The organism is Serratia sp. K-E0102 (assembly GCF_029962625.1).
Classification (GTDB): Bacteria; Pseudomonadota; Gammaproteobacteria; order Enterobacterales; family Enterobacteriaceae; genus Serratia; species Serratia sarumanii.
Genome location: NZ_CP124754.1, coordinates 3,717,105 through 3,734,324 on the forward strand (window position 1 = coordinate 3,717,105; position 17,220 = coordinate 3,734,324).

Here is a 17,220-nt window from a genome sequence, read left to right on the forward strand (position 1 = left end):
TGCGAGGCGTTTTGGGGCGGGGAAACGGACCGAAGCCGGGCGAGCCGGCTTCGGCAACGGCGTCAAAGTGACAGCAGGCGCGTCAGCGATGGCGCGAAGTAGTAGCTGCCGGTCACCGCACGGCTGAAACGCAGCATCGCGTCGCGTTTGCCGTCCAGATCGCCGAACATGCTCAGCAGCTGCTGCTCGATATTGTGCAGGCGCGCGCAATAGGCGATGAAGAACAGGCCGTGCTTGCCGCTGGCAGTGCCGTAAGGCAGGCTCTGGCGCAAAATTTTCAGGCCTTTGCCATCCTCTTTCAGATCGACGCGGCTGACGTGCGAGGTATCCGGACGCTGGTCGGCCGGCAGCTCTTCGCTGTCGTGCTTGGTGCGGCCGATAATCTGTTCCTGTTGTTCGGTGGTAAAGCGCTGCCACTGGCGCAGGTTGTGCTCGTAGCGCTGCACCAGCACGTAGCTGCCACCTGCGTCCTCTTCGCCTTCGGCAATCGTCGCCACTGCCGGGCGCTGCTCGCCCTGCGGGTTTTCGGTGCCGTCGATAAAGCCACTCAAATCGCGCTCTTCCACCCAGCGGAAGCCGTGAGTTTCTTCTTCAATCTTGATGGCGTTGCCGAACGCCGCCAACGCGGCCTGCGCCAGCGTGAAGTTGACGTCATGGCGCAGCGACTGGATGTGGATCAGCATGTCGCGCTGGGTGGCCGGCGCCAGCCCTTTGCCGAGCGGCGTGAACGGCTTCAGCTCTTGCGCGCCCTGGCCGCTGGAGAGATCGTGCCAAACGTCGTAGCCGAAAGCGATCACCGCGCCGAGGCGCGCATCGGGGAACTGCTGCTGCAGCTCGCTCAGCGTCTGACAAAACTGCTTGCAGCCCTGGCGCAAGTCGGCGAACTCGCCCTGTACGCTGGCTTCCATAAAAATGGCGAAACGGCAGTGCTCCAGCAGAATGCCGCTCTGAACCTGTGTCATGTTGTTATCCTCAATACCAGAATCCGGCAACAGGTAAGGTATGGCGGTTGACGCGCGGGTTCCCTGTTACAAACGCGCGCTATCATACCGCAAGCACGGGCGATTGCCTTGCAGCAGCGCAAAGAAAATAGGGGTAATGGCTTGAAAAGACAGGCGCCGCGAACCGACGCCCGTTGAACGCGTTACTGCTGCGGCTTGGCGTGCCAGATGATTTTGCTGACCGTCCAGCTTTTCAGGGTGTCGTCCGGCGGGATGATATCCTGCGCCCCGGCCCACTTGCCGCTGAAGATGTAGGTGACGTACTTGCTCTGCTCCGCCACGCACTCCACTTTACCGGCGTCTTCGCCGCTGCCCGGTTTACAGGAACCGAACGCCTTGCTGTACATGTCGCCGAACGGCGTGCCGAGCTTGTTGCCCCACTCCGTCGCCACTTGCGGATCCAGCACGTCTACCCGCTGCAGGCGCCCTTTCGGTTCGCCGGTGATCACCAGCTTCACCTCGTCGCCGGACAGCGCCTGGTAATAAGAAACGATCTGGCCGTTGCTGGTCGCCATGCCGCCGCGCAGGCGGTAGTTGCCGTCCAGCCCGTCGTTGATGGCGCTTTCCGACATCGGCGTGCCGGCGTTGAGCTTGCCGACGCCCTTGGCGCCGACCTCCAGGCTGCTGCCGAACCAGTTGAACGGCGACAGGCTGGACCAGGAAAAATTGGACATGCTCGAACAGCCGGTCAGTAACAGCGGAAGCCCTAACAGCAGGGGGCGAATATTCATCTCTAGCTCCTTAAACATCAATGGCACGGGGCGGTAACCCGCCCCCGCCGCACTCGGCATTTTGCTGCGTGCCAGCCTCTCACAACGGCCCGCACTACGCCAACGGTTGCCAGCTTGGAGTGCGGAAAATGCGAAAAGTGCCGCACTTCTCGGCAATTAGTCGGCATGCTCCGCCGGCGCAAAGCAGGCTTTCAGGCGCGCATTCAACAACAGATAGCTTAGCGCCAGCGCATCGAGCAGCGCCAACGCCAGCTCCAGCCCCGGCGCATCGCCGTCCTGGCGCCACAGACTGAACAGCGAGCCGCCGAGCGACGCCAGCAGGGAGACAGCCAGCCCCCAGCGCCAGCCGCGCCACAGCCGCGGCCATTGGTGGCGGCGGCCGCTCAGCAAAAACGCCAGCGCCGCCGGCAGGCCGAGCAGCATGCCGTACCAAAAACGTTGGGTATCCGGATAAAATAGCGCCAGCAAGCTTTCGCCCTGCTCGCGCGAAGCGCCGGCCATCACGAACAGCAGCCAGGTGCGCGCCTGCAAAATCAACACGGCCCAAAATCCCAGCGGCAGCCGCAGCGCGCCGTGCTGGTCGTAATCGTCCGGGGAAAACCGGGGTGAGAATGGCTTCAACGATCGTTCCTTGCCAACAGAATAAAGACTATGGCTACAGATGGGCGCCGGCGGCGGGAATTTCAATGCGTCGGCTTAAGAAGCTCTTAAGATCGGTGTGTTTTAATCCTTAGCACTTAACAAGCAGCCCGATATCAGCGGGATGTGATTTTCGATAACGATGATAAGGAAGCGCAACATGAAAAAACTGACTCTGGCCGCTCTGATCGCGCTGTGCAGCGCACCGGTACTGGCGCAACAAGGCGGGTTCCTCGATCCGGCCGCGCCGCAGGCCCAAACGCAACCCGCTCCTCAGGGCGGTTTCTCCGGCCCCAGCGCGGCGCTGACCACCGTGGACAAGGTGAAATCGCTGAGCGATGACACCTGGGTGATGCTGCAGGGCAATATCGAGCAGCGCATCGGCGACGACACCTATACCTTCCGCGATGCCACCGGCACGCTGACGATCGAAATCGATCGCAAGCGCTGGAACGGCCAAACCGTTACGCCGAAAGACAAGGTGCAGTTGGAAGGCAAAGTGGATAAAGACTGGAGCAGCGTCGAAGTGGACGTGAAAACCGTCAAAAAGCTGCCGTAATGCACTGCGGCGGGCGGTGCAACGCCGCCGCCCGCCGCCCGCTCAATATTCCTGATCTTCGATCAACCGCTTGCCCAGGCTGGTGATGCCCTGGATCTCGTAGCCGAGCTTCTCGTACATCTCGACCACCGTGTCGTTGTCTTCGCGCACCATAATCTGGATTTTCGGGCAGCCACGGGCGATCAACTTCTTCTCCAGACGGTTGATCAACGCATTGGCGATGCCGCGCCCGCGATAGTCGGGATGCACCCCGAGGTAATATGCCGAGCCGCGGTGGCCGTCATAGCCGCCCATCACCGAACCGACCACTTCGCCGCCGACTTCCGCCACCAGGAACAGCTCCGGATCGTGGTTCAGCTTGCGCTCGATGTCCATTTCCGGATCGTTCCAGGGCCGCAGCAGATCGCAGCGCTCCCACAGGGTAATGACTTCTTCAAAGTCGTCTTGTCGAAATACGCGAATTTCCATCGATGTTGGCCGCTGTTAATTAAGGTGTTTATCTGATTATCGCGTGATTATTCACTTACGCAATATCAAACTGCGATTTACCGCGCTATTTGCCCAGAAATCGCCGGTAACAGGCGTAATAAATGGAAATAGTTATCGGGTCGATTAATGATTATCAATACGATATAACGTCGCAAAATAGAAACGTCGACGGAGCGTTGCGTAATGAAAAAGCAGGGTAAACCCTTCCTCAATTTTAAACCGCTTGCCGTTTCCCCGACGCGACGCCAACTTTTGCTTTCCGGCCTGGCGGTGGCGCTGCTCGGCGTGAAAAGCCAACGCGCCAGGGCGGAAGGCCTGCTGCGCAATCAGCACAGCAAACCGGCGGCGAAACCGGCCGGCGGCAAAAAACTGGTGATGATCGATCCCGGCCACGGCGGCATCGACTCCGGCGCGGTCGGCCACGAAGGCTCGCAGGAAAAACACATCGTGCTGGAAATCGCCAACCACGTGCGACGTTTTCTGCATGAGCGCGATCACGTCGAGGCGCGCCTGACGCGTGAAGAAGACGAGTTCATTCCGCTGTTCCAGCGGGTGGAGATCGCCCACCAGCACCAGGCCGACCTGTTCATTTCGATTCACGCCGACGGCTTTACCAGCCCGTCGGCCTCCGGCGCTTCGGTGTTCGCCCTGTCCAACCGCGGCGCCAGCAGCGCCATGGCGCGCTACCTGTCCAACCGTGAAAACGCCGCCGACGACGTGGCGGGCGGCAAATACAAGGATCAGGACAACTACCTGCAGCAGGTGCTGTTCGATCTGGTGCAAACCGACACCATCAACAACAGCCTGACGCTCGGCCGCCACGTGCTCGGCCAAATTCGCCCAGTACACCACCTGCACAGCGACAGCACCGAACAGGCGGCGTTTGCGGTGTTGAAATCGCCGTCCATTCCCTCGGTGCTGGTGGAAACCTCGTTCATCACCAACCCGAACGAAGAGCGGCTGCTGGGCACCACCGCGTTTCGCGAGAAGATTGCCCGCGCCATCGCGGACGGCATCGTTAACTTCTTCGACTACTTCGACGCCCACCAACGCAAACCCCGCTGATGCCGCGGGCGGCGAATAAGAGTATACTCAGCGCCTTGTTCAGCCAGACGCTATAAAGACCCCGCATGAGTTTACCTAACATCGCTGAAGTAAAATCCTTCCTGCTGGCGCTGCAGGATCACATCTGCGCGCAACTCGCCCAGGCCGACGGCGGCGCCGCGTTCACCGAAGACCAATGGACGCGTGAAGAAGGCGGCGGTGGCCGCAGCCGCGTGCTGACCAACGGCGCGGTGTTCGAACAGGCGGGGGTCAACTTCTCGCACGTCTCCGGCGCCACCCTGCCGGCCTCGGCCACCGCGCACCGTCCGGAACTGGCCGGGCGCAGCTTCCAGGCGATGGGCGTCTCATTGGTTATCCACCCGCTCAGCCCCTACGTGCCCACCAGCCACGCCAACGTGCGCTTTTTCATCGCCGAAAAGCCGGGCGAGGCGCCGGTGTGGTGGTTCGGCGGCGGCTTTGATCTGACGCCGTTCTACGGTTTCGCAGAGGATGCCGTGCATTGGCACCGCACCGCGGCCGAGCTGTGCGCGCCGTTCGGCGACGAGGTCTACCCCAAATACAAACAGTGGTGCGACGATTACTTCTTCATCAAGCACCGCAACGAAGCGCGCGGCATCGGCGGCCTGTTCTATGACGATCTGAACACCCCGGACTTCGACCACTGTTTCGCCTTCACCCGCGCGGTGGGCCAGGGCTTCCTCGACGCCTATCTGCCGATCGTGGAAAAACGTAAGGCCTTGACCTGGGGCGAGCGCGAGCGTCAGTTCCAGCTGTATCGCCGCGGCCGCTACGTGGAGTTCAACCTGGTATGGGATCGCGGCACGCTGTTCGGGCTGCAAACCGGCGGGCGCACCGAGTCCATTCTGATGTCGATGCCGCCGTTGGTGCGTTGGGAATATAACTACCAGCCGGACGCCGATAGCCCGGAAGCGGCGCTAGCGCGCGATTTTCTGCCGGTGCGCGACTGGCTGCAGGAGCCGAAATGATGCAGATTTGGGTCGATGCGGACGCCTGTCCGAACGTGATCAAAGAGGTGCTGTTCCGCGCCGCCGATCGTACCGCCATCACCGTAACGCTGGTGGCGAACCAGCCGCTGCGCACGCCTCCGTCGAAGTACATCCGTTCGCTGCAGGTGGCGGCCGGCTTCGACGTGGCCGACAACGAGATCGTGCGCCGCTGCGAAGCGGGCGATCTGGTGATCACCGCCGACATTCCGCTGGCGGCGGAGGTGATAGAGAAAGGCGCGGTGGCGCTGAACCCGCGCGGCGAACGCTACACGCCGGACACCATCCGCGAGCGCCTCAACATGCGCGATTTTATGGATACCCTGCGCGCCAGCGGCATCCAGACCGGCGGCCCGAACGCCCTGAACCAGCGCGACCGCCAGCAGTTCGCCAACGAGCTGGACAAATGGCTCCTGCAGGCAAAGCGGGCGCAGTGATGAATGAACTGCGCCCTGCTCTGCTGCGGTTTAGAAGCGCAACTCCCCCCCGAAGATATAAGTCCGCCCACGGGCGGTGTTGGTCGGCGTGAAATCTTGTGACTGCGAAGGCAGCGAATTCATCTTGTTCAGCGCGTCCGAGTAGTCCTTGTCCATCAGGTTTTGCACGCTGAGCTTCAGCAGCAGATTGCGATTCACCTGATAGGTGCCGTACAGATCGATAATGGTCGGAATATGCGGCGCCGGCTCCTTCATCAACTGTTCGTTTTCATCGAGAGTGGAATCAGGCGACAGGCGCACCGATTTGCCGGTGTATTTCACCACCCCGCCCAGCGTCAATGTCTCGTCCAGCAGGCGCACCCCGCTGTCCAGCGTGAAGTAAAACTCCGGCAGTTCGCTGACATCACCCGCGCCGAACACGTTGCTGGCCTGGTTGGTCGGCTGGGAGGTATGCTCCTTGCTTAACGACAGCTTGGTAAAGGCGAAACCGGCGTCGTACAGCGCTTCGAGCTCCACCCCGCGCATTTTGACCGGTTCTGGGGCGTTGCTGTACATGGTCATGCTGACGTTGACGTCCGCGTTATCCCACTCTTCCTGCGTCGCCTGCGAACGGTTGCATTTCTGGCGGTTTTTACACACCAGGTAGGTTTGGCTGGATATGTAGTTTTTGATCCTGGTTTCGAAATAGACCGCTTTCAGTTGGAAGCTGTCCTGCTTGAACAACAGATCGTGGGCATTGGCGTTGAAACCGCCCTGCCAGGTCTCCGCTTTTTCGCCCTTCAGGAACGGGTTCATCGACTGGCCGCCGCTGTTGGCGAAGAACACCTCCTGGATATTCGGCCCGCGCATCGACTTGCTGTAGCTGACGAACGGCTGCAGCCACGGCGTCACCTGCGCCGACAGCATGACCGACGGATTGAAACCCTGTTCATTGCGAGTGATATTGCTGGCGCCCTGCGGGAAGCACTCTACGCGTTCGTCACAGGCCGGCTTATAGCCGGAGAGGCGATAGGCGGTGTAGTTCAGATCGAAATTCCCCTGCCAGATGCCGTAGTTGGCCTGCAACCCACTGTACAGGCTGGAGATATCTTGTTTGCCGGCAATGCCCACCGGCATGCTTTCCGCCTGATTGTCATCCGTCACCAAACCGGAGGCCTTTTTCTTATACTCATTGCGCACCAGCTTGCCGCCGTAGCTGAAGGCGAAATCGACATCCTGCAGGCTGAAACGGCTGGTGTTGTTGATATCCAGCGCATCGGAGATGTTTTTCGCCGTGCTGTCGCTGAATCCCGCCATGTTGTCGGACATAAATTGCTGTTTGCCGCGGCTGGTGCTGGCGGTCAGGTTGAAATCAATCAGTTCCGAGAACGGCGCGTAGTGGTATTTAAGGTAGAAATCGTCGCTGTCGATGTGGCGGCGGGTGATTTTATTCTGGTAGCTGCGCGCCGACAGTTCGATGCTGTTGAAGGCATCCGGCTTGATGTCCACCTTGAACAGCTGGGATTTCGGGTTCTGACGATAGGTTTTATCGACGTTGAACACCTCGCTGTCGAAACCGGCGCCGTTTTTGTAGTTGGAGGTGATGGAGCTGCCGCTGATCGCCGCCATCGCCCCCAGGCTGCCGCCATCGGCAAAGGCGGCGGTTTTGGCGCCCACGGCGATCATGCCGCTGCGGCCGATGCCGTTATTGCCCACCGAGAATTTGGTGCGCACGCCGAACGGGTTATCGGAAAATACTACGTCGTCCACGCCGATAGTGCGGAAGTTGGCGCTGCCCGCCAGGGCGTTCACCCCAGCGGAGCCGGTGGCATTGCCGCGCGCCACGTCGACGCCGACGATAAAGTTAGGATCGATCAGCGCCCCGAACTGGCTGGTGGGCAATCCCCCGTGCGCTGCGTCGCTCGGCGAGTTGCCGTAGTAGTTTTGCGTGATGCCGTCGACCATGGTGTTGACCCGGCCAAAGCCGCTCAGGCCGCGGATATTGACGCTGACCGATCCCTGGCCGGGATCGATCTGGGTATAGGTGCCCGGCATGCTGCGCAGAATGCTGTCCACCGACTCCAGGTTCTTGTTTTCGTCGCGCGAGCTGAACGCACCTGGCCTCGCCAACGCGTCTTTTTCGCTGCTGTTGCCGCTGTCGGCGGCCGAGACGTTGAGCGGGCTGAACGCCACGCTGCCTTTATTATTTTCCGCCTGTTCCTGTGCGGCCGCAGCCGGCCCGTACAGCGCCAGTCCCGCGCCGATCAGGCTCGCTATCATTTTGATTTTCATATATCCCCAGAAATAGCCAATAAGGTTTGATGGCCGACAATGCCCAGCAAAAAGCCCGCCGAAAGCGCGGTAAAAGATTGTTATTGTTTTATTGCGCCGCAGCGTGCCGCGGCGCTGAAGGTTATTTCTGCGCCTGCCGATCCGCCGCCAGAATAAAGGCGTACTCCAGCGCGCCGTTTTCCAGCCGCGCCAGGCGGCCCGATTTGCCGCCGTGGCCGGCGGTCATGTCGGTGGAAAGCAGCAGCAGCGAATCGCCCTGCTTGAAGCGCCGCAGCTTCGCGACCCATTTGGCCGGCTCCCAATACTGCACCTGCGAGTCGTACAAACCGCTGGTAACCAGCAGGTTCGGGTAACGCTGCTTGCGCACGTTGTCGTACGGGCTGTAGGACTTCATCAGCGCATAGGCGGCCGGCTGGTGCGGGTTGCCCCACTCCTCGTACTCCCCGGTGGTGAGCGGAATGCTGTCGTCCAGCATGGTGGTCACCACGTCGACGAACGGCACCTGCGCCACCACCGCGTTGTACAGCTGCGGCGCCTGATTGATTACCGCCCCCATCAGCAAGCCGCCGGCGCTGCCGCCCATGGCGTAGATGCGCCCCGGCTGGCCGTAGCCGTCTTTGATCAGCGCCTGGGTAGCGTCGATGAAATCGTTGAAGCTGTTCGGTTTGTGCGTCAGCTTGCCCTGCTTGTACCAGCTCTGCCCCAGCTCCCCGCCGCCGCGCACGTGGATCAGCGCATAGACGAAGCCGCGATCCAGCAGGCTGATGCGGTTGGCGCTGAACGCCGGATCCATGCTCATGCCGTAAGCACCGTAGCCGTACACCAGCAGCGGGTTATGCCCGTTTTTGAACAGCGATGTGCGGTACACCAGCGAGACCGGCACCTTCACGCCGTCGCGCGCCGTTACCCAGATGCGCTCGCTGTGATACAGGCTCGGATCGACGCCTTTCACCTCTTGCTGCTTCAGCAGGGTGCGCTCGCCCTTGTTCAGATCCCACTCATAGGTGCGGGTCGGCGTGGTCATCGCCGAATAGCCGTAGCGCAACCGATCGCTGTCCGGCTCGGGGTTATAGCCCAGCCAGGCCATGTAGCTGGCGTCGTCGAACGGGATGGCGCGCTCGGTTTTGCCGTCCCAGCTGATTTGCCGCAGCTGCACCAGCCCGTTGGCGCGCTCCTGCACCACCAGCCAGTCGCGGAACAGGCTGAAGCTCTCCACCTCGTGCTGCGCCTGCGGCGCGATCAGCGTCTGCCAAGGCTTGCCCGCCGCCGCCGTGCGGTACAGGCCAAAGTTCGGATCCTGATGGTTGGAACGCAGATAGAACTCGCCGCGGTAGTGATCGAGGTAATACTCGCGGCCGTTCTGCCGGGCGGCGAACAGCTGCGGCTCGCGCTGCGGCTGATTGGCGTCGATCAGGCGCACTTCGGAGGTGGTGTTGCCGCTGATGGTCAGAATCAGGTAATCGCGCGAGGACGAGCGGCCGAGGCTGAGGTAGAACGCCGGATCGTTTTCCTGGTACACCAGCTTATCTTCTGCCGTCGGCGTACCGTACTGATGGCGATAAACCTGGTATGGCAACAGCGTTTGCGGGTGGTTGCGCACGTAGAACAGGGTTTGGTTGTCGTTGGCCCACACCATGTTGCCGGAGGTGTTTTCCAGCGTTTCCGGCGACCAGCGTTCGCTGCCTATCTCGCGCAGGGAGATGCGGTATTGGCGGCGGCCCTGCAGATCTTCGGCCACCGCCAGCCGGCGGTTGTCCTGGCTGACGTCCATCGCCCCCAGGCGATAGTAGGCGTGGCCGGCCGCGCGCTGATTGGCGTCCAGCAAGGTTTGCCACGGCGCGTCGGCGGTGAGCGCCTGGCGCTGATACCGCGCGAAATCTTTACCGGCGGCGTAGCTTTCCTGATAGCGATAGCCGTTGAGCTGATACGGCACCGAACGATCGTCAGGGTTCATGCGACCCAGCATCTCCTGATACAGCGTGGCGCGCAGCTTCTGGTACGGCGCCATCATCTGCTCGGTGTAGCGGTTCTCCGCCTTCAGGTAATCCAGCACCTTCGGCTCTTTTCGGCTGTCGTCGCGCAGCCAGTAGTAATCGTCGGTGCGCGTCTCGCCGTGCGCCGTCAGCGCTTTCGGCGCGCGTTCCGCCAACGGCGGCTGTGGTTGCGCCAGCGCGGCGCCGGCGACGCCTAAAGAAAGCCAGAGCGCGGCCGCGATGCGACGGCGCGGGGTGGATAACAGCGGATTCATAATCCCTCACGAAGTTTGAAAAGGCGGACGACGGCGATGCGGCGCCTGCGGGCATTAACGGCGGGCATTCAGCTCCGCCAGATTGAAATCGATCGGCATCGTCACCCTGACGGCCCCCTGCTGCAGCATCTCCGGCGGCGGCGGCGGCAACGGCTGAGCGCGCGACACCACCGCTACCGCTTCCCGATCCAGCGACGCAGTGCCGGAGCGCACCAGCAGCGTAACGTTCGAGACCCGCCCCTGCGCGTCGACGCTGAAACTGACCTGCGGCATGCCGCTGCGCCGGCGGCTGCGGGCATCCAAAGGGTAATCCTTGATGCGGTTCAGTTTGCCTTTCACCAGGCTCTCCCACGACAGTTTGGCCTGCGCGTTGCTGTTGGCGTCGCTGTTGATCGGTGCGGCGGTCTGGTGAGAGAGCGTCTGCGCCTGCGGCGCGGCGGCGCTGGACGCGGCGGCGTTGCGCGTCTCTTTGGCCTGTTCCTGCGGCTTAGGCTGCGGCTGCGTTTTTTGCGGGGGGCGGCGTTCGGCGCGCTTCTTCTCCGCCGTCACGATTTTCGCTTTCTCGGCGCGCGCCAGCTTGGGCAGATCCGGCTGTTGCTGCTGCTCCGCCGGCTGCGCCGCAGCGGATTCCGCCTGCTGCACGCCCAGCGGCAGCGGCTTGCTTTCCGGCGCTTCAATCTGCGCCGCCCAGCTCATCATCACCGCCGGCGGTGGCAACACCACCGGCTCCAGCGCCGTCTGCGGCCAGTAAAACAGCAGCACCAACGCCGCGTGCGCCGCCAGAGCGAGCAGCAGGCCGCGCGCCCAGCGCGGCTGCGGCAGTTCAAAGGCCGGGAGGGAGTAAGACTGACTTAACATAGGGGCATTAGCTTGCTTAATTGCGAATGATTGCAGATCACATTTACTAATGATAATCATTTGCAACTATAATTAACACCCCTTTTCACTCTCTTAACGTATTCATTTCACTGATGGTGTGATCCACAGGTAGTCTGCGGTGTTCGCATCGACCTGTACGCCCGGCTCCGCCAGCATCAGCACCGTCAGCGCCGCCGCCGGTTGCAGATCCCGCACGTGCAGCGGCACCCCCACCGATTTGGCGGCGTGATAGCCACCGGCGATCAACAGCGCGGGCGTGGGCGCCGCCAGCAGGCGCTCAGCCATGCGCCGGTCGCGCTGCTGCTGGATCGCCAGCATCGCACGCAACTGGTCGGCCTCAATCTTGCCGCCGTGCGAAGTGCGGATGGTCTCTTCCAGCGCCTTGCGCACCGCCGGCTGCGCCGATAGCTGCCCCGCCGGGAATTGCGGCTGCTGATAGAACGCAGTAATCTCGCTGCGATCCAGGTTGGCCGACCACAGCGGGTAAGGCGCGCGCATCGCCGCCATCGTCACCCCGCCATACAGCTCCCACTTCCAGCCCGGCTGCCAGGCGATCAGCTCCGCTACGCGGCCGTCGCGCACCGTCGGATCGCTCTGCAACCACTGCTTGACCTTGTCGATCTGCGCCTGTTGGTTCGGGTTGATCATCTCCATCAGCACGCTGCCCTGCGGCCGCCGCTGCGGCAGTTGCTGCACCAGCCATTGCTCAATCTGATGGTGGTAAGGATTGTCATGTTTCTCACCCAGGATCACCCGCGGCTGCTGCGCCAGTCGCGTCAACAGCTGCTCCGGCGTCAGGGTCGCGCCGCTGTGCAGATCGGTGATGCTCCCCAAACTCGCGACGTCGTTGGCCGGCGCCTTCACCGGCGCCTGGCTGCAGGCGCCGAGCGCCAACGCCGCCAATAAAATCAGGTATCTCATCATGTTGCCCCATTATCGAAAATGGCGACATTATAGATAATAATTATCATTTGCATATAGATCCGGCTTAACGATTTTTTTACGCGCCGAACGCCGGCTGCGCATTGCGTTGAAAAAGCATTGCGGGTATAACCAATAGCCATTCAGATATTTAGACGTCTATACGGATAGATTATTATGCAACCATCGGCACCCGCCGCAGGACAGTTCAAACGCAGCATGAAGGCCCGGCACCTGGTGATGCTGTCGCTGGGCGGCGTGATCGGCACCGGGCTGTTTTTCAACACCGGCTACATCATCTCCACCACCGGGGCGCTCGGCACGCTGCTGGCCTACCTGATCGGCGCGCTGGTGGTGTATCTGGTGATGCTGTGCCTGGGCGAGCTGTCGGTGGCGATGCCGGAAACCGGCGCCTTTCACGTCTATGCTTCGCGCTATCTGGGGCCGGCCACCGGCTATACCGTCGCCTGGCTGTATTGGCTCACCTGGACGGTGGCGCTCGGCTCCAGCCTGACCGCCGCCGGATTCTGCATGCAGTACTGGTTCCCGCAGTCGCCGGTGTGGCTGTGGTGTTTGATCTTCTGCGTGGCCATTTTCCTGCTTAACGTGGTGACCACCCGCTTTTTCGCCGAAAGCGAATTCTGGTTTTCGCTGATCAAAGTGGTGACCATTCTGGCGTTTATCATTCTGGGCGGCGCCGCCATGTTCGGCCTGCTGCCGATGAAAGACGGTACCCCGGCGCCGTTCCTGCATAACCTGACCGCTTCCGGCTGGCTGCCGCACGGCACGCTGCCGATCCTGATGACCATGGTGGCGGTGAACTTCGCCTTCTCCGGCACGGAACTGATCGGCATCGCCGCCGGCGAAACCGAGAACCCGGAAAAAGTCGTGCCGCTGGCGATCCGCACTACGGTGATCCGCCTGATGCTGTTCTTTATCGGCACGGTCTTCGTGCTGGCGGCGTTGATCCCGATGGATCAGGCGGGGATCGTCAAAAGCCCGTTCGTGCTGGTGTTTGAACGCATCGGCGTGCCTTACGCCGCCGATATCTTCAACTTCGTGATCCTGACCGCCATCCTGTCGGCGGCCAACTCCGGCCTGTACGCCTCGGGGCGCATGCTGTGGTCGCTGGCCCACCAGCGCACCCTGCCGGCCTACTTTGCGCGCGTCAATGCGCGCGGCATTCCGATCAACGCCCTGACCTTCAGCATGCTCGGCGGCGTGCTGGCGCTGCTGACCAGCGTGATCGCGCCGGACACGGTGTTTGTCGCCCTGTCGGCGATCTCCGGTTTTGCGGTGGTGGCGGTGTGGCTGAGCATCTGCGCGGCCCACCTTGCTTTCCGCCGCGCCTACCTGCGCAGCGGCCAGCCGATAAGCGGCCTGAAATACCGCGCGCCCGGCTACCCATTGACGCCGATCCTCGGCTTTGCGCTGTGCCTGCTGGCCTGTATCGGGCTGGCGTTCGATCCGGAGCAGCGCATTGCGCTCTACTGTGGGCTGCCGTTCGTCGCCCTGTGCTACCTCACCTATTTCCTGACCCGGCGCGCCGGGCAAAAAACCGCTTTGGGAGAACAACATGTCGGTTAACAACCCCGTCGCCCGCCTGCTGGCCGAACATCCCACGCTGATCCTGGACGGCGCGCTGGCCACCGAGCTGGAAGCGCGCGGCTGCGATCTGACCGATCCGCTGTGGTCGGCCAAGGTGCTGCTTGAAAATCCCGAGCTTATCTATCAGGTGCATCTCGATTATTTCAACGCCGGCGCCCAATGCGCCATCACCGCCAGCTATCAGGCCACGCCGCAGGGCTTCTTGCGCCGCGGCCTGGATCAGGAGCAATCGCTGGCGTTGATCGCCAAAAGCGTGCAGCTGGCGCAGCGGGCGCGCCGCGATTATCTGGCCGAACACCCGCAGGCGGCGCCGCTGCTGATCGCCGGTTCGGTAGGCCCGTACGGCGCCTATCTGGCCGACGGCTCGGAATACCGCGGCGATTACCGGCTGGCGCAGGATGACATGATGGCCTTCCACCGCCCGCGCATCGCCGCCCTGGCGGCCGCTGGCGTCGATCTGCTGGCCTGCGAAACGCTGCCGTCGTTCGCCGAACTGCAGGCGCTGCTGACGCTGCTGCAGGAATTCCCGACGCTCGGCGCCTGGTTCGCCTTGACCCTGCGCGACAGCCAACACCTCAGCGACGGTACGCCGCTGACGGAGGTCCTGTCCGCGCTGCGCGGCAACCCGCAGGTGTTGGCCATCGGCATCAACTGCATCGCGCTGGACAAGGTCGCCCCGGCGCTGCGTCAGCTGAACGCGCTGGCCGACAAGCCGCTGCTGGTTTACCCGAACTCCGGCGAGCACTACGATGCGGTGAGCAAAACCTGGCACGCCTGCGGCGGCGAGCACGGCAGCCTGGCCGATCAGGCGACGGAGTGGCGCGCGCTCGGCGCACAATTGATCGGCGGCTGTTGCCGCACCACCCCGCAGGATATCCGCGCCATCGCTGCGCGCTGCAAGGCATAAAAAAAGCCCCCGGCGCCAGCGGCGCAGGGGGCCAGTCACTCAACCCGGGCTTACAGCGGCTGGGTCTGGGCTTCCACCACCGCCAGCGCCACCATGTTGACGATGCGGCGCACCGAGGCGATCGGCGTCAGGATGTGTACCGGCTTGGCGACCCCCATCAGCACCGGCCCGACGGTCACCCCTTCCGAGCAAGAGACGCGCAGCAGGTTGTAGCTGATGCGCGCCGCTTCCATGTTCGGCATGATCAGCAGGTTGGCCGAGCCTTTCAGCGGGCTGTCCGGCATCAGATCGTGACGGATGCTTTCCACCAGCGCGGCGTCGCCGTGCATTTCGCCGTCGATCTCCAGCTCTGGCGCCAGCTCGTTCACCAGCTCCAGCGTTTTGCGCATCTTGCGCGCCGCCGGGCAGTCGGAAGAGCCGAAGCTGGAGTGAGACAGCAGCGCCACCTTCGGCTCGATGCCGAAGCGGCGCACGGTTTCCGCCGCCATCAGGGTGATCTCCGCCAGCTGTTCCGGGGTCGGATCGTCGTTTACGTAGGTGTCGGCGATAAAGGTGTTGCCGCTCGGCAGCAGCAGCGCGTTCATCGCGCCGGCGACGTGCGCGCCTTCACGGAAGCCGAACACGTTCTTCACCACATCGTAATGCTCGTGGTAGCTGCCGATGGTGCCGCAGATCATCGCGTCCGCTTCGCCGCGGTGCAGCATGATGGCGGCGATCAGCGTCGGGTTACCGATCACCGCGCGGCGCGCCTGCTCTTGCGAGACGCCGCGGCGTTTCATGATCTGGTAGTACTCGCCCCAGTATTCGTTAAAGCGCGGATCCGACTCGTTGTTTACCACTTCGAAATCCTTGCCCGGCGTCAGCTGCAGACCCAGCTTTTTCAGGCGCATTTCGATCACGCTCGGGCGGCCGACCAGGATCGGGAAGGCCAGCCCCTGTGACACCAGTTCCTGCGTGGCGTGCAGCACGCGCTCTTCCTCGCCTTCCGCCAGCACCACCCGCTTCACCTCTTTGCGCGCCTGCGAGAAGATCGGCTTCATGAACAGGTTGGTTTTGTAGACGAACTCCGCCAGCTTCTCGACGTAAGCGTCGAAGTCTTCGATCGGGCGCGTCGCCACGCCGGAGTCCATCGCCGCCTTGGCTACCGCCGGCGCGATCTTGACGATCAGGCGCGGATCGAACGGTTTCGGGATGATGTATTCCGGCCCGAAGGAGAGATCCTGGTCGTCATAGGCGGAAGCCACCACGTCGCTCTGCTCCGCCAGCGCCAGATCGGCGATGGCGTGCACGCAGGCCAGCTTCATCTCTTCGTTGATGGTGGTCGCGCCCACGTCCAGCGCGCCGCGGAAGATGAACGGGAAGCACAGGACGTTGTTCACCTGGTTCGGGTAATCGGAACGGCCGGTACAGATGATGGCGTCCGGGCGCACCGCTTTGGCCAGCGGCGGCAGAATTTCCGGTTCCGGGTTGGCCAGCGCCATGATCAGCGGATCGCGCGCCATGGTTTTCACCATATCCTGCGTCAAGACGCCCGGGCCGGAGCAGCCGAGGAAGATGTCGGCGTTCGGGATGGCGTCGCCCAGCGTGCGCTGGCCGTTATCCTCGATGGCGTAGGCGGCTTTGGTCTGCTCCATATTGGCGTCGCGGCCTTTATAGATGACGCCCTTGGAGTCGCAAACGGTGATGTTCTGTTGCCGCAGCCCCAGCGCCACCAGCAGGTTCAGGCAGGCGATGGAGGCCGCGCCGGCGCCGGACACCACCAGGCGTACGTCGGAGATATTCTTCTTCACCACGCGCAGGCCGTTGAGCACCGCCGCAGTGGTGATGATCGCCGTGCCGTGCTGGTCGTCGTGGAACACCGGGATCTTCATGCGCTCGCGCAGTTTCTGTTCGATGTAGAAACACTCCGGCGCCTTGATGTCTTCCAGGTTGATGCCGCCGAAGGTCGGTTCCAGCGCGGCGATAATGTCGATCAATTTGTCAGGGTTATGCTCATCCACTTCGATATCAAACACATCGATACCGGAAAACTTCTTGAACAAAACGCCCTTGCCTTCCATCACCGGCTTACCGGCCAACGCGCCGATATTGCCCAGACCCAGTACCGCCGTGCCGTTGGAAATCACCGCCACCAGGTTGCCGCGCGCGGTGTATTTGTAGGCTGCCAACGGATCTTCGGCGATCTCGAGGCAAGGCGCGGCGACGCCCGGCGAATAGGCCAACGCCAGATCGCGTTGGGTCGCCAACGGTTTGGTGGGGGAAACCTGGATCTTCCCTGGGACAGGAAACTGATGGAAATCAAGGGCACTCTGTTTGAGCTGTTCGTCCATTATGGATTCCTTTGTTTTTTGCTTTTATGTTGAGGTAAGGCTTTGAGGCTGCGCCCTGCCGTGGGCCGTGGCGCCCAAGTACAATGACAGGGCGCAGCCTTGAAGTATAGTGAGAGAAACATCACAAACTT

15 protein-coding genes are annotated in these 17,220 nt (G+C 62.2%); 6 read left to right on the plus strand and 9 right to left on the minus strand.

Annotated features, from left to right (window positions below; genetic code table 11):
• Positions 1-62 precede the first annotated feature (62 nt).
• The 3 genes from SSARUM2_RS17755 to SSARUM2_RS17765 all read right to left on the minus strand — a co-directional run bounded on the left by SSARUM2_RS17755 (position 63) and on the right by SSARUM2_RS17765 (position 2,353).
• Complete coding sequence (locus SSARUM2_RS17755; RefSeq protein ID WP_033635464.1) at positions 63-962, minus strand: Dyp-type peroxidase; 900 nt, start codon at positions 960-962, stop codon at positions 63-65.
• 182 nt (positions 963-1,144) lie between these two features.
• On the minus strand, positions 1,145-1,732 hold the full coding sequence (locus tag SSARUM2_RS17760) for an RpoE-regulated lipoprotein (protein ID WP_033635465.1): 588 nt from the start codon (positions 1,730-1,732) through the stop codon (positions 1,145-1,147).
• A gap of 156 nt (positions 1,733-1,888) precedes the next feature.
• Positions 1,889-2,353, minus strand: a complete 465-nt coding sequence (locus SSARUM2_RS17765; protein WP_041036188.1) for a DUF2919 domain-containing protein — start codon at positions 2,351-2,353, stop codon at positions 1,889-1,891.
• Positions 2,354-2,531: 178 nt separating this feature from the next.
• On the opposite strand from SSARUM2_RS17765, the gene SSARUM2_RS17770 reads away from it, so the two are divergent.
• A complete protein-coding gene (locus SSARUM2_RS17770) occupies positions 2,532-2,930 on the plus strand; it encodes a YgiW/YdeI family stress tolerance OB fold protein (protein WP_049233576.1) in 399 nt (132 codons plus the stop codon).
• A 42-nt stretch (positions 2,931-2,972) separates the two neighbouring features.
• Here SSARUM2_RS17770 and SSARUM2_RS17775 read toward each other — a convergent pair whose 3' ends face one another.
• Positions 2,973-3,398 carry a GNAT family acetyltransferase gene (locus SSARUM2_RS17775; protein WP_004936504.1) on the minus strand — a complete coding sequence of 142 codons (426 nt, stop codon included), beginning with the start codon at positions 3,396-3,398 and terminating at the stop codon, positions 2,973-2,975.
• A gap of 204 nt (positions 3,399-3,602) precedes the next feature.
• Between SSARUM2_RS17775 and amiA the strand changes: the two genes are divergently transcribed.
• From amiA to SSARUM2_RS17790, 3 genes are all read left to right on the plus strand, one after another.
• Positions 3,603-4,484: an N-acetylmuramoyl-L-alanine amidase AmiA gene (gene amiA, locus SSARUM2_RS17780; protein WP_049213183.1), complete on the plus strand. Its 882-nt coding sequence runs from the start codon at positions 3,603-3,605 to the stop codon at positions 4,482-4,484.
• Positions 4,485-4,549: 65 nt separating this feature from the next.
• On the plus strand, positions 4,550-5,470 hold the full coding sequence (hemF, locus tag SSARUM2_RS17785) for an oxygen-dependent coproporphyrinogen oxidase (RefSeq protein ID WP_047571066.1): 921 nt from the start codon (positions 4,550-4,552) through the stop codon (positions 5,468-5,470).
• Positions 5,470-5,925, plus strand: coding sequence for a YaiI/YqxD family protein (locus SSARUM2_RS17790; RefSeq protein ID WP_004936514.1), 456 nt, complete (start codon positions 5,470-5,472; stop codon positions 5,923-5,925). The genes hemF and SSARUM2_RS17790 overlap by 1 nt, the downstream gene beginning before the upstream one ends.
• 30 nt (positions 5,926-5,955) lie before the next feature.
• On the opposite strand, the gene SSARUM2_RS17795 is transcribed toward SSARUM2_RS17790, so the two are convergent.
• The 4 genes from SSARUM2_RS17795 to SSARUM2_RS17810 form a co-directional block, all read right to left on the minus strand.
• A complete protein-coding gene (locus SSARUM2_RS17795; protein ID WP_060424426.1) occupies positions 5,956-8,196 on the minus strand; it encodes a TonB-dependent receptor in 2,241 nt (746 codons plus the stop codon).
• A 121-nt stretch (positions 8,197-8,317) separates the two neighbouring features.
• Positions 8,318-10,444, minus strand: coding sequence for a S9 family peptidase (locus SSARUM2_RS17800; RefSeq protein ID WP_120151024.1), 2,127 nt, complete (start codon positions 10,442-10,444; stop codon positions 8,318-8,320).
• A 54-nt stretch (positions 10,445-10,498) separates the two neighbouring features.
• The gene (locus tag SSARUM2_RS17805) at positions 10,499-11,302 is read right to left on the minus strand and encodes a TonB family protein (protein ID WP_060424427.1); all 804 of its coding nucleotides are present in this window, start codon (positions 11,300-11,302) and stop codon (positions 10,499-10,501) included.
• Positions 11,303-11,404: 102 nt separating this feature from the next.
• Positions 11,405-12,244 (minus strand): ChaN family lipoprotein, encoded by an 840-nt coding sequence (locus SSARUM2_RS17810; protein WP_060452496.1) that lies wholly within the window; start codon positions 12,242-12,244, stop codon positions 11,405-11,407.
• A 177-nt stretch (positions 12,245-12,421) separates the two neighbouring features.
• Here SSARUM2_RS17810 and mmuP point away from each other — a divergent pair, with 177 nt between their 5' ends.
• Together mmuP and mmuM are read left to right on the plus strand one after the other, a co-directional pair.
• Positions 12,422-13,831 (plus strand): S-methylmethionine permease, encoded by a 1,410-nt coding sequence (mmuP, locus tag SSARUM2_RS17815; protein ID WP_033654998.1) that lies wholly within the window; start codon positions 12,422-12,424, stop codon positions 13,829-13,831.
• On the plus strand, positions 13,821-14,759 hold the full coding sequence (mmuM, locus tag SSARUM2_RS17820) for a homocysteine S-methyltransferase (protein ID WP_060452495.1): 939 nt from the start codon (positions 13,821-13,823) through the stop codon (positions 14,757-14,759). Before mmuP ends, mmuM begins: the two co-directional genes overlap by 11 nt.
• Positions 14,760-14,809: 50 nt before the next feature.
• Here mmuM and maeB read toward each other — a convergent pair whose 3' ends face one another.
• A complete protein-coding gene (maeB, locus tag SSARUM2_RS17825) occupies positions 14,810-17,089 on the minus strand; it encodes an NADP-dependent oxaloacetate-decarboxylating malate dehydrogenase (RefSeq protein WP_033635475.1) in 2,280 nt (759 codons plus the stop codon).
• Between the last annotated feature and the right edge of the window lie 131 nt (positions 17,090-17,220).

Bases quoted from the DNA above. Each gene is read 5' to 3' on its own strand.
- SSARUM2_RS17755 (WP_033635464.1), bottom strand. From the start codon at position 962: ATGACACAGGTTCAGAGCGGCATTCTGCTGGAGCACTGCCGTTTCGCC.
- SSARUM2_RS17760 (WP_033635465.1), bottom strand. From the start codon at position 1,732: ATGAATATTCGCCCCCTGCTGTTAGGGCTTCCGCTGTTACTGACCGGC.
- SSARUM2_RS17770 (WP_049233576.1), top strand. From the start codon at position 2,532: ATGAAAAAACTGACTCTGGCCGCTCTGATCGCGCTGTGCAGCGCACCG.
- SSARUM2_RS17775 (WP_004936504.1), bottom strand. From the start codon at position 3,398: ATGGAAATTCGCGTATTTCGACAAGACGACTTTGAAGAAGTCATTACC.
- amiA (WP_049213183.1), top strand. From the start codon at position 3,603: ATGAAAAAGCAGGGTAAACCCTTCCTCAATTTTAAACCGCTTGCCGTT.
- hemF (WP_047571066.1), top strand. From the start codon at position 4,550: ATGAGTTTACCTAACATCGCTGAAGTAAAATCCTTCCTGCTGGCGCTG.
- SSARUM2_RS17790 (WP_004936514.1), top strand. From the start codon at position 5,470: ATGCAGATTTGGGTCGATGCGGACGCCTGTCCGAACGTGATCAAAGAG.
- SSARUM2_RS17795 (WP_060424426.1), bottom strand. From the start codon at position 8,196: ATGAAAATCAAAATGATAGCGAGCCTGATCGGCGCGGGACTGGCGCTG.
- SSARUM2_RS17800 (WP_120151024.1), bottom strand. From the start codon at position 10,444: ATGAATCCGCTGTTATCCACCCCGCGCCGTCGCATCGCGGCCGCGCTC.
- SSARUM2_RS17805 (WP_060424427.1), bottom strand. From the start codon at position 11,302: ATGTTAAGTCAGTCTTACTCCCTCCCGGCCTTTGAACTGCCGCAGCCG.
- SSARUM2_RS17810 (WP_060452496.1), bottom strand. From the start codon at position 12,244: ATGAGATACCTGATTTTATTGGCGGCGTTGGCGCTCGGCGCCTGCAGC.
- mmuP (WP_033654998.1), top strand. From the start codon at position 12,422: ATGCAACCATCGGCACCCGCCGCAGGACAGTTCAAACGCAGCATGAAG.
- mmuM (WP_060452495.1), top strand. From the start codon at position 13,821: ATGTCGGTTAACAACCCCGTCGCCCGCCTGCTGGCCGAACATCCCACG.
- maeB (WP_033635475.1), bottom strand. From the start codon at position 17,089: ATGGACGAACAGCTCAAACAGAGTGCCCTTGATTTCCATCAGTTTCCT.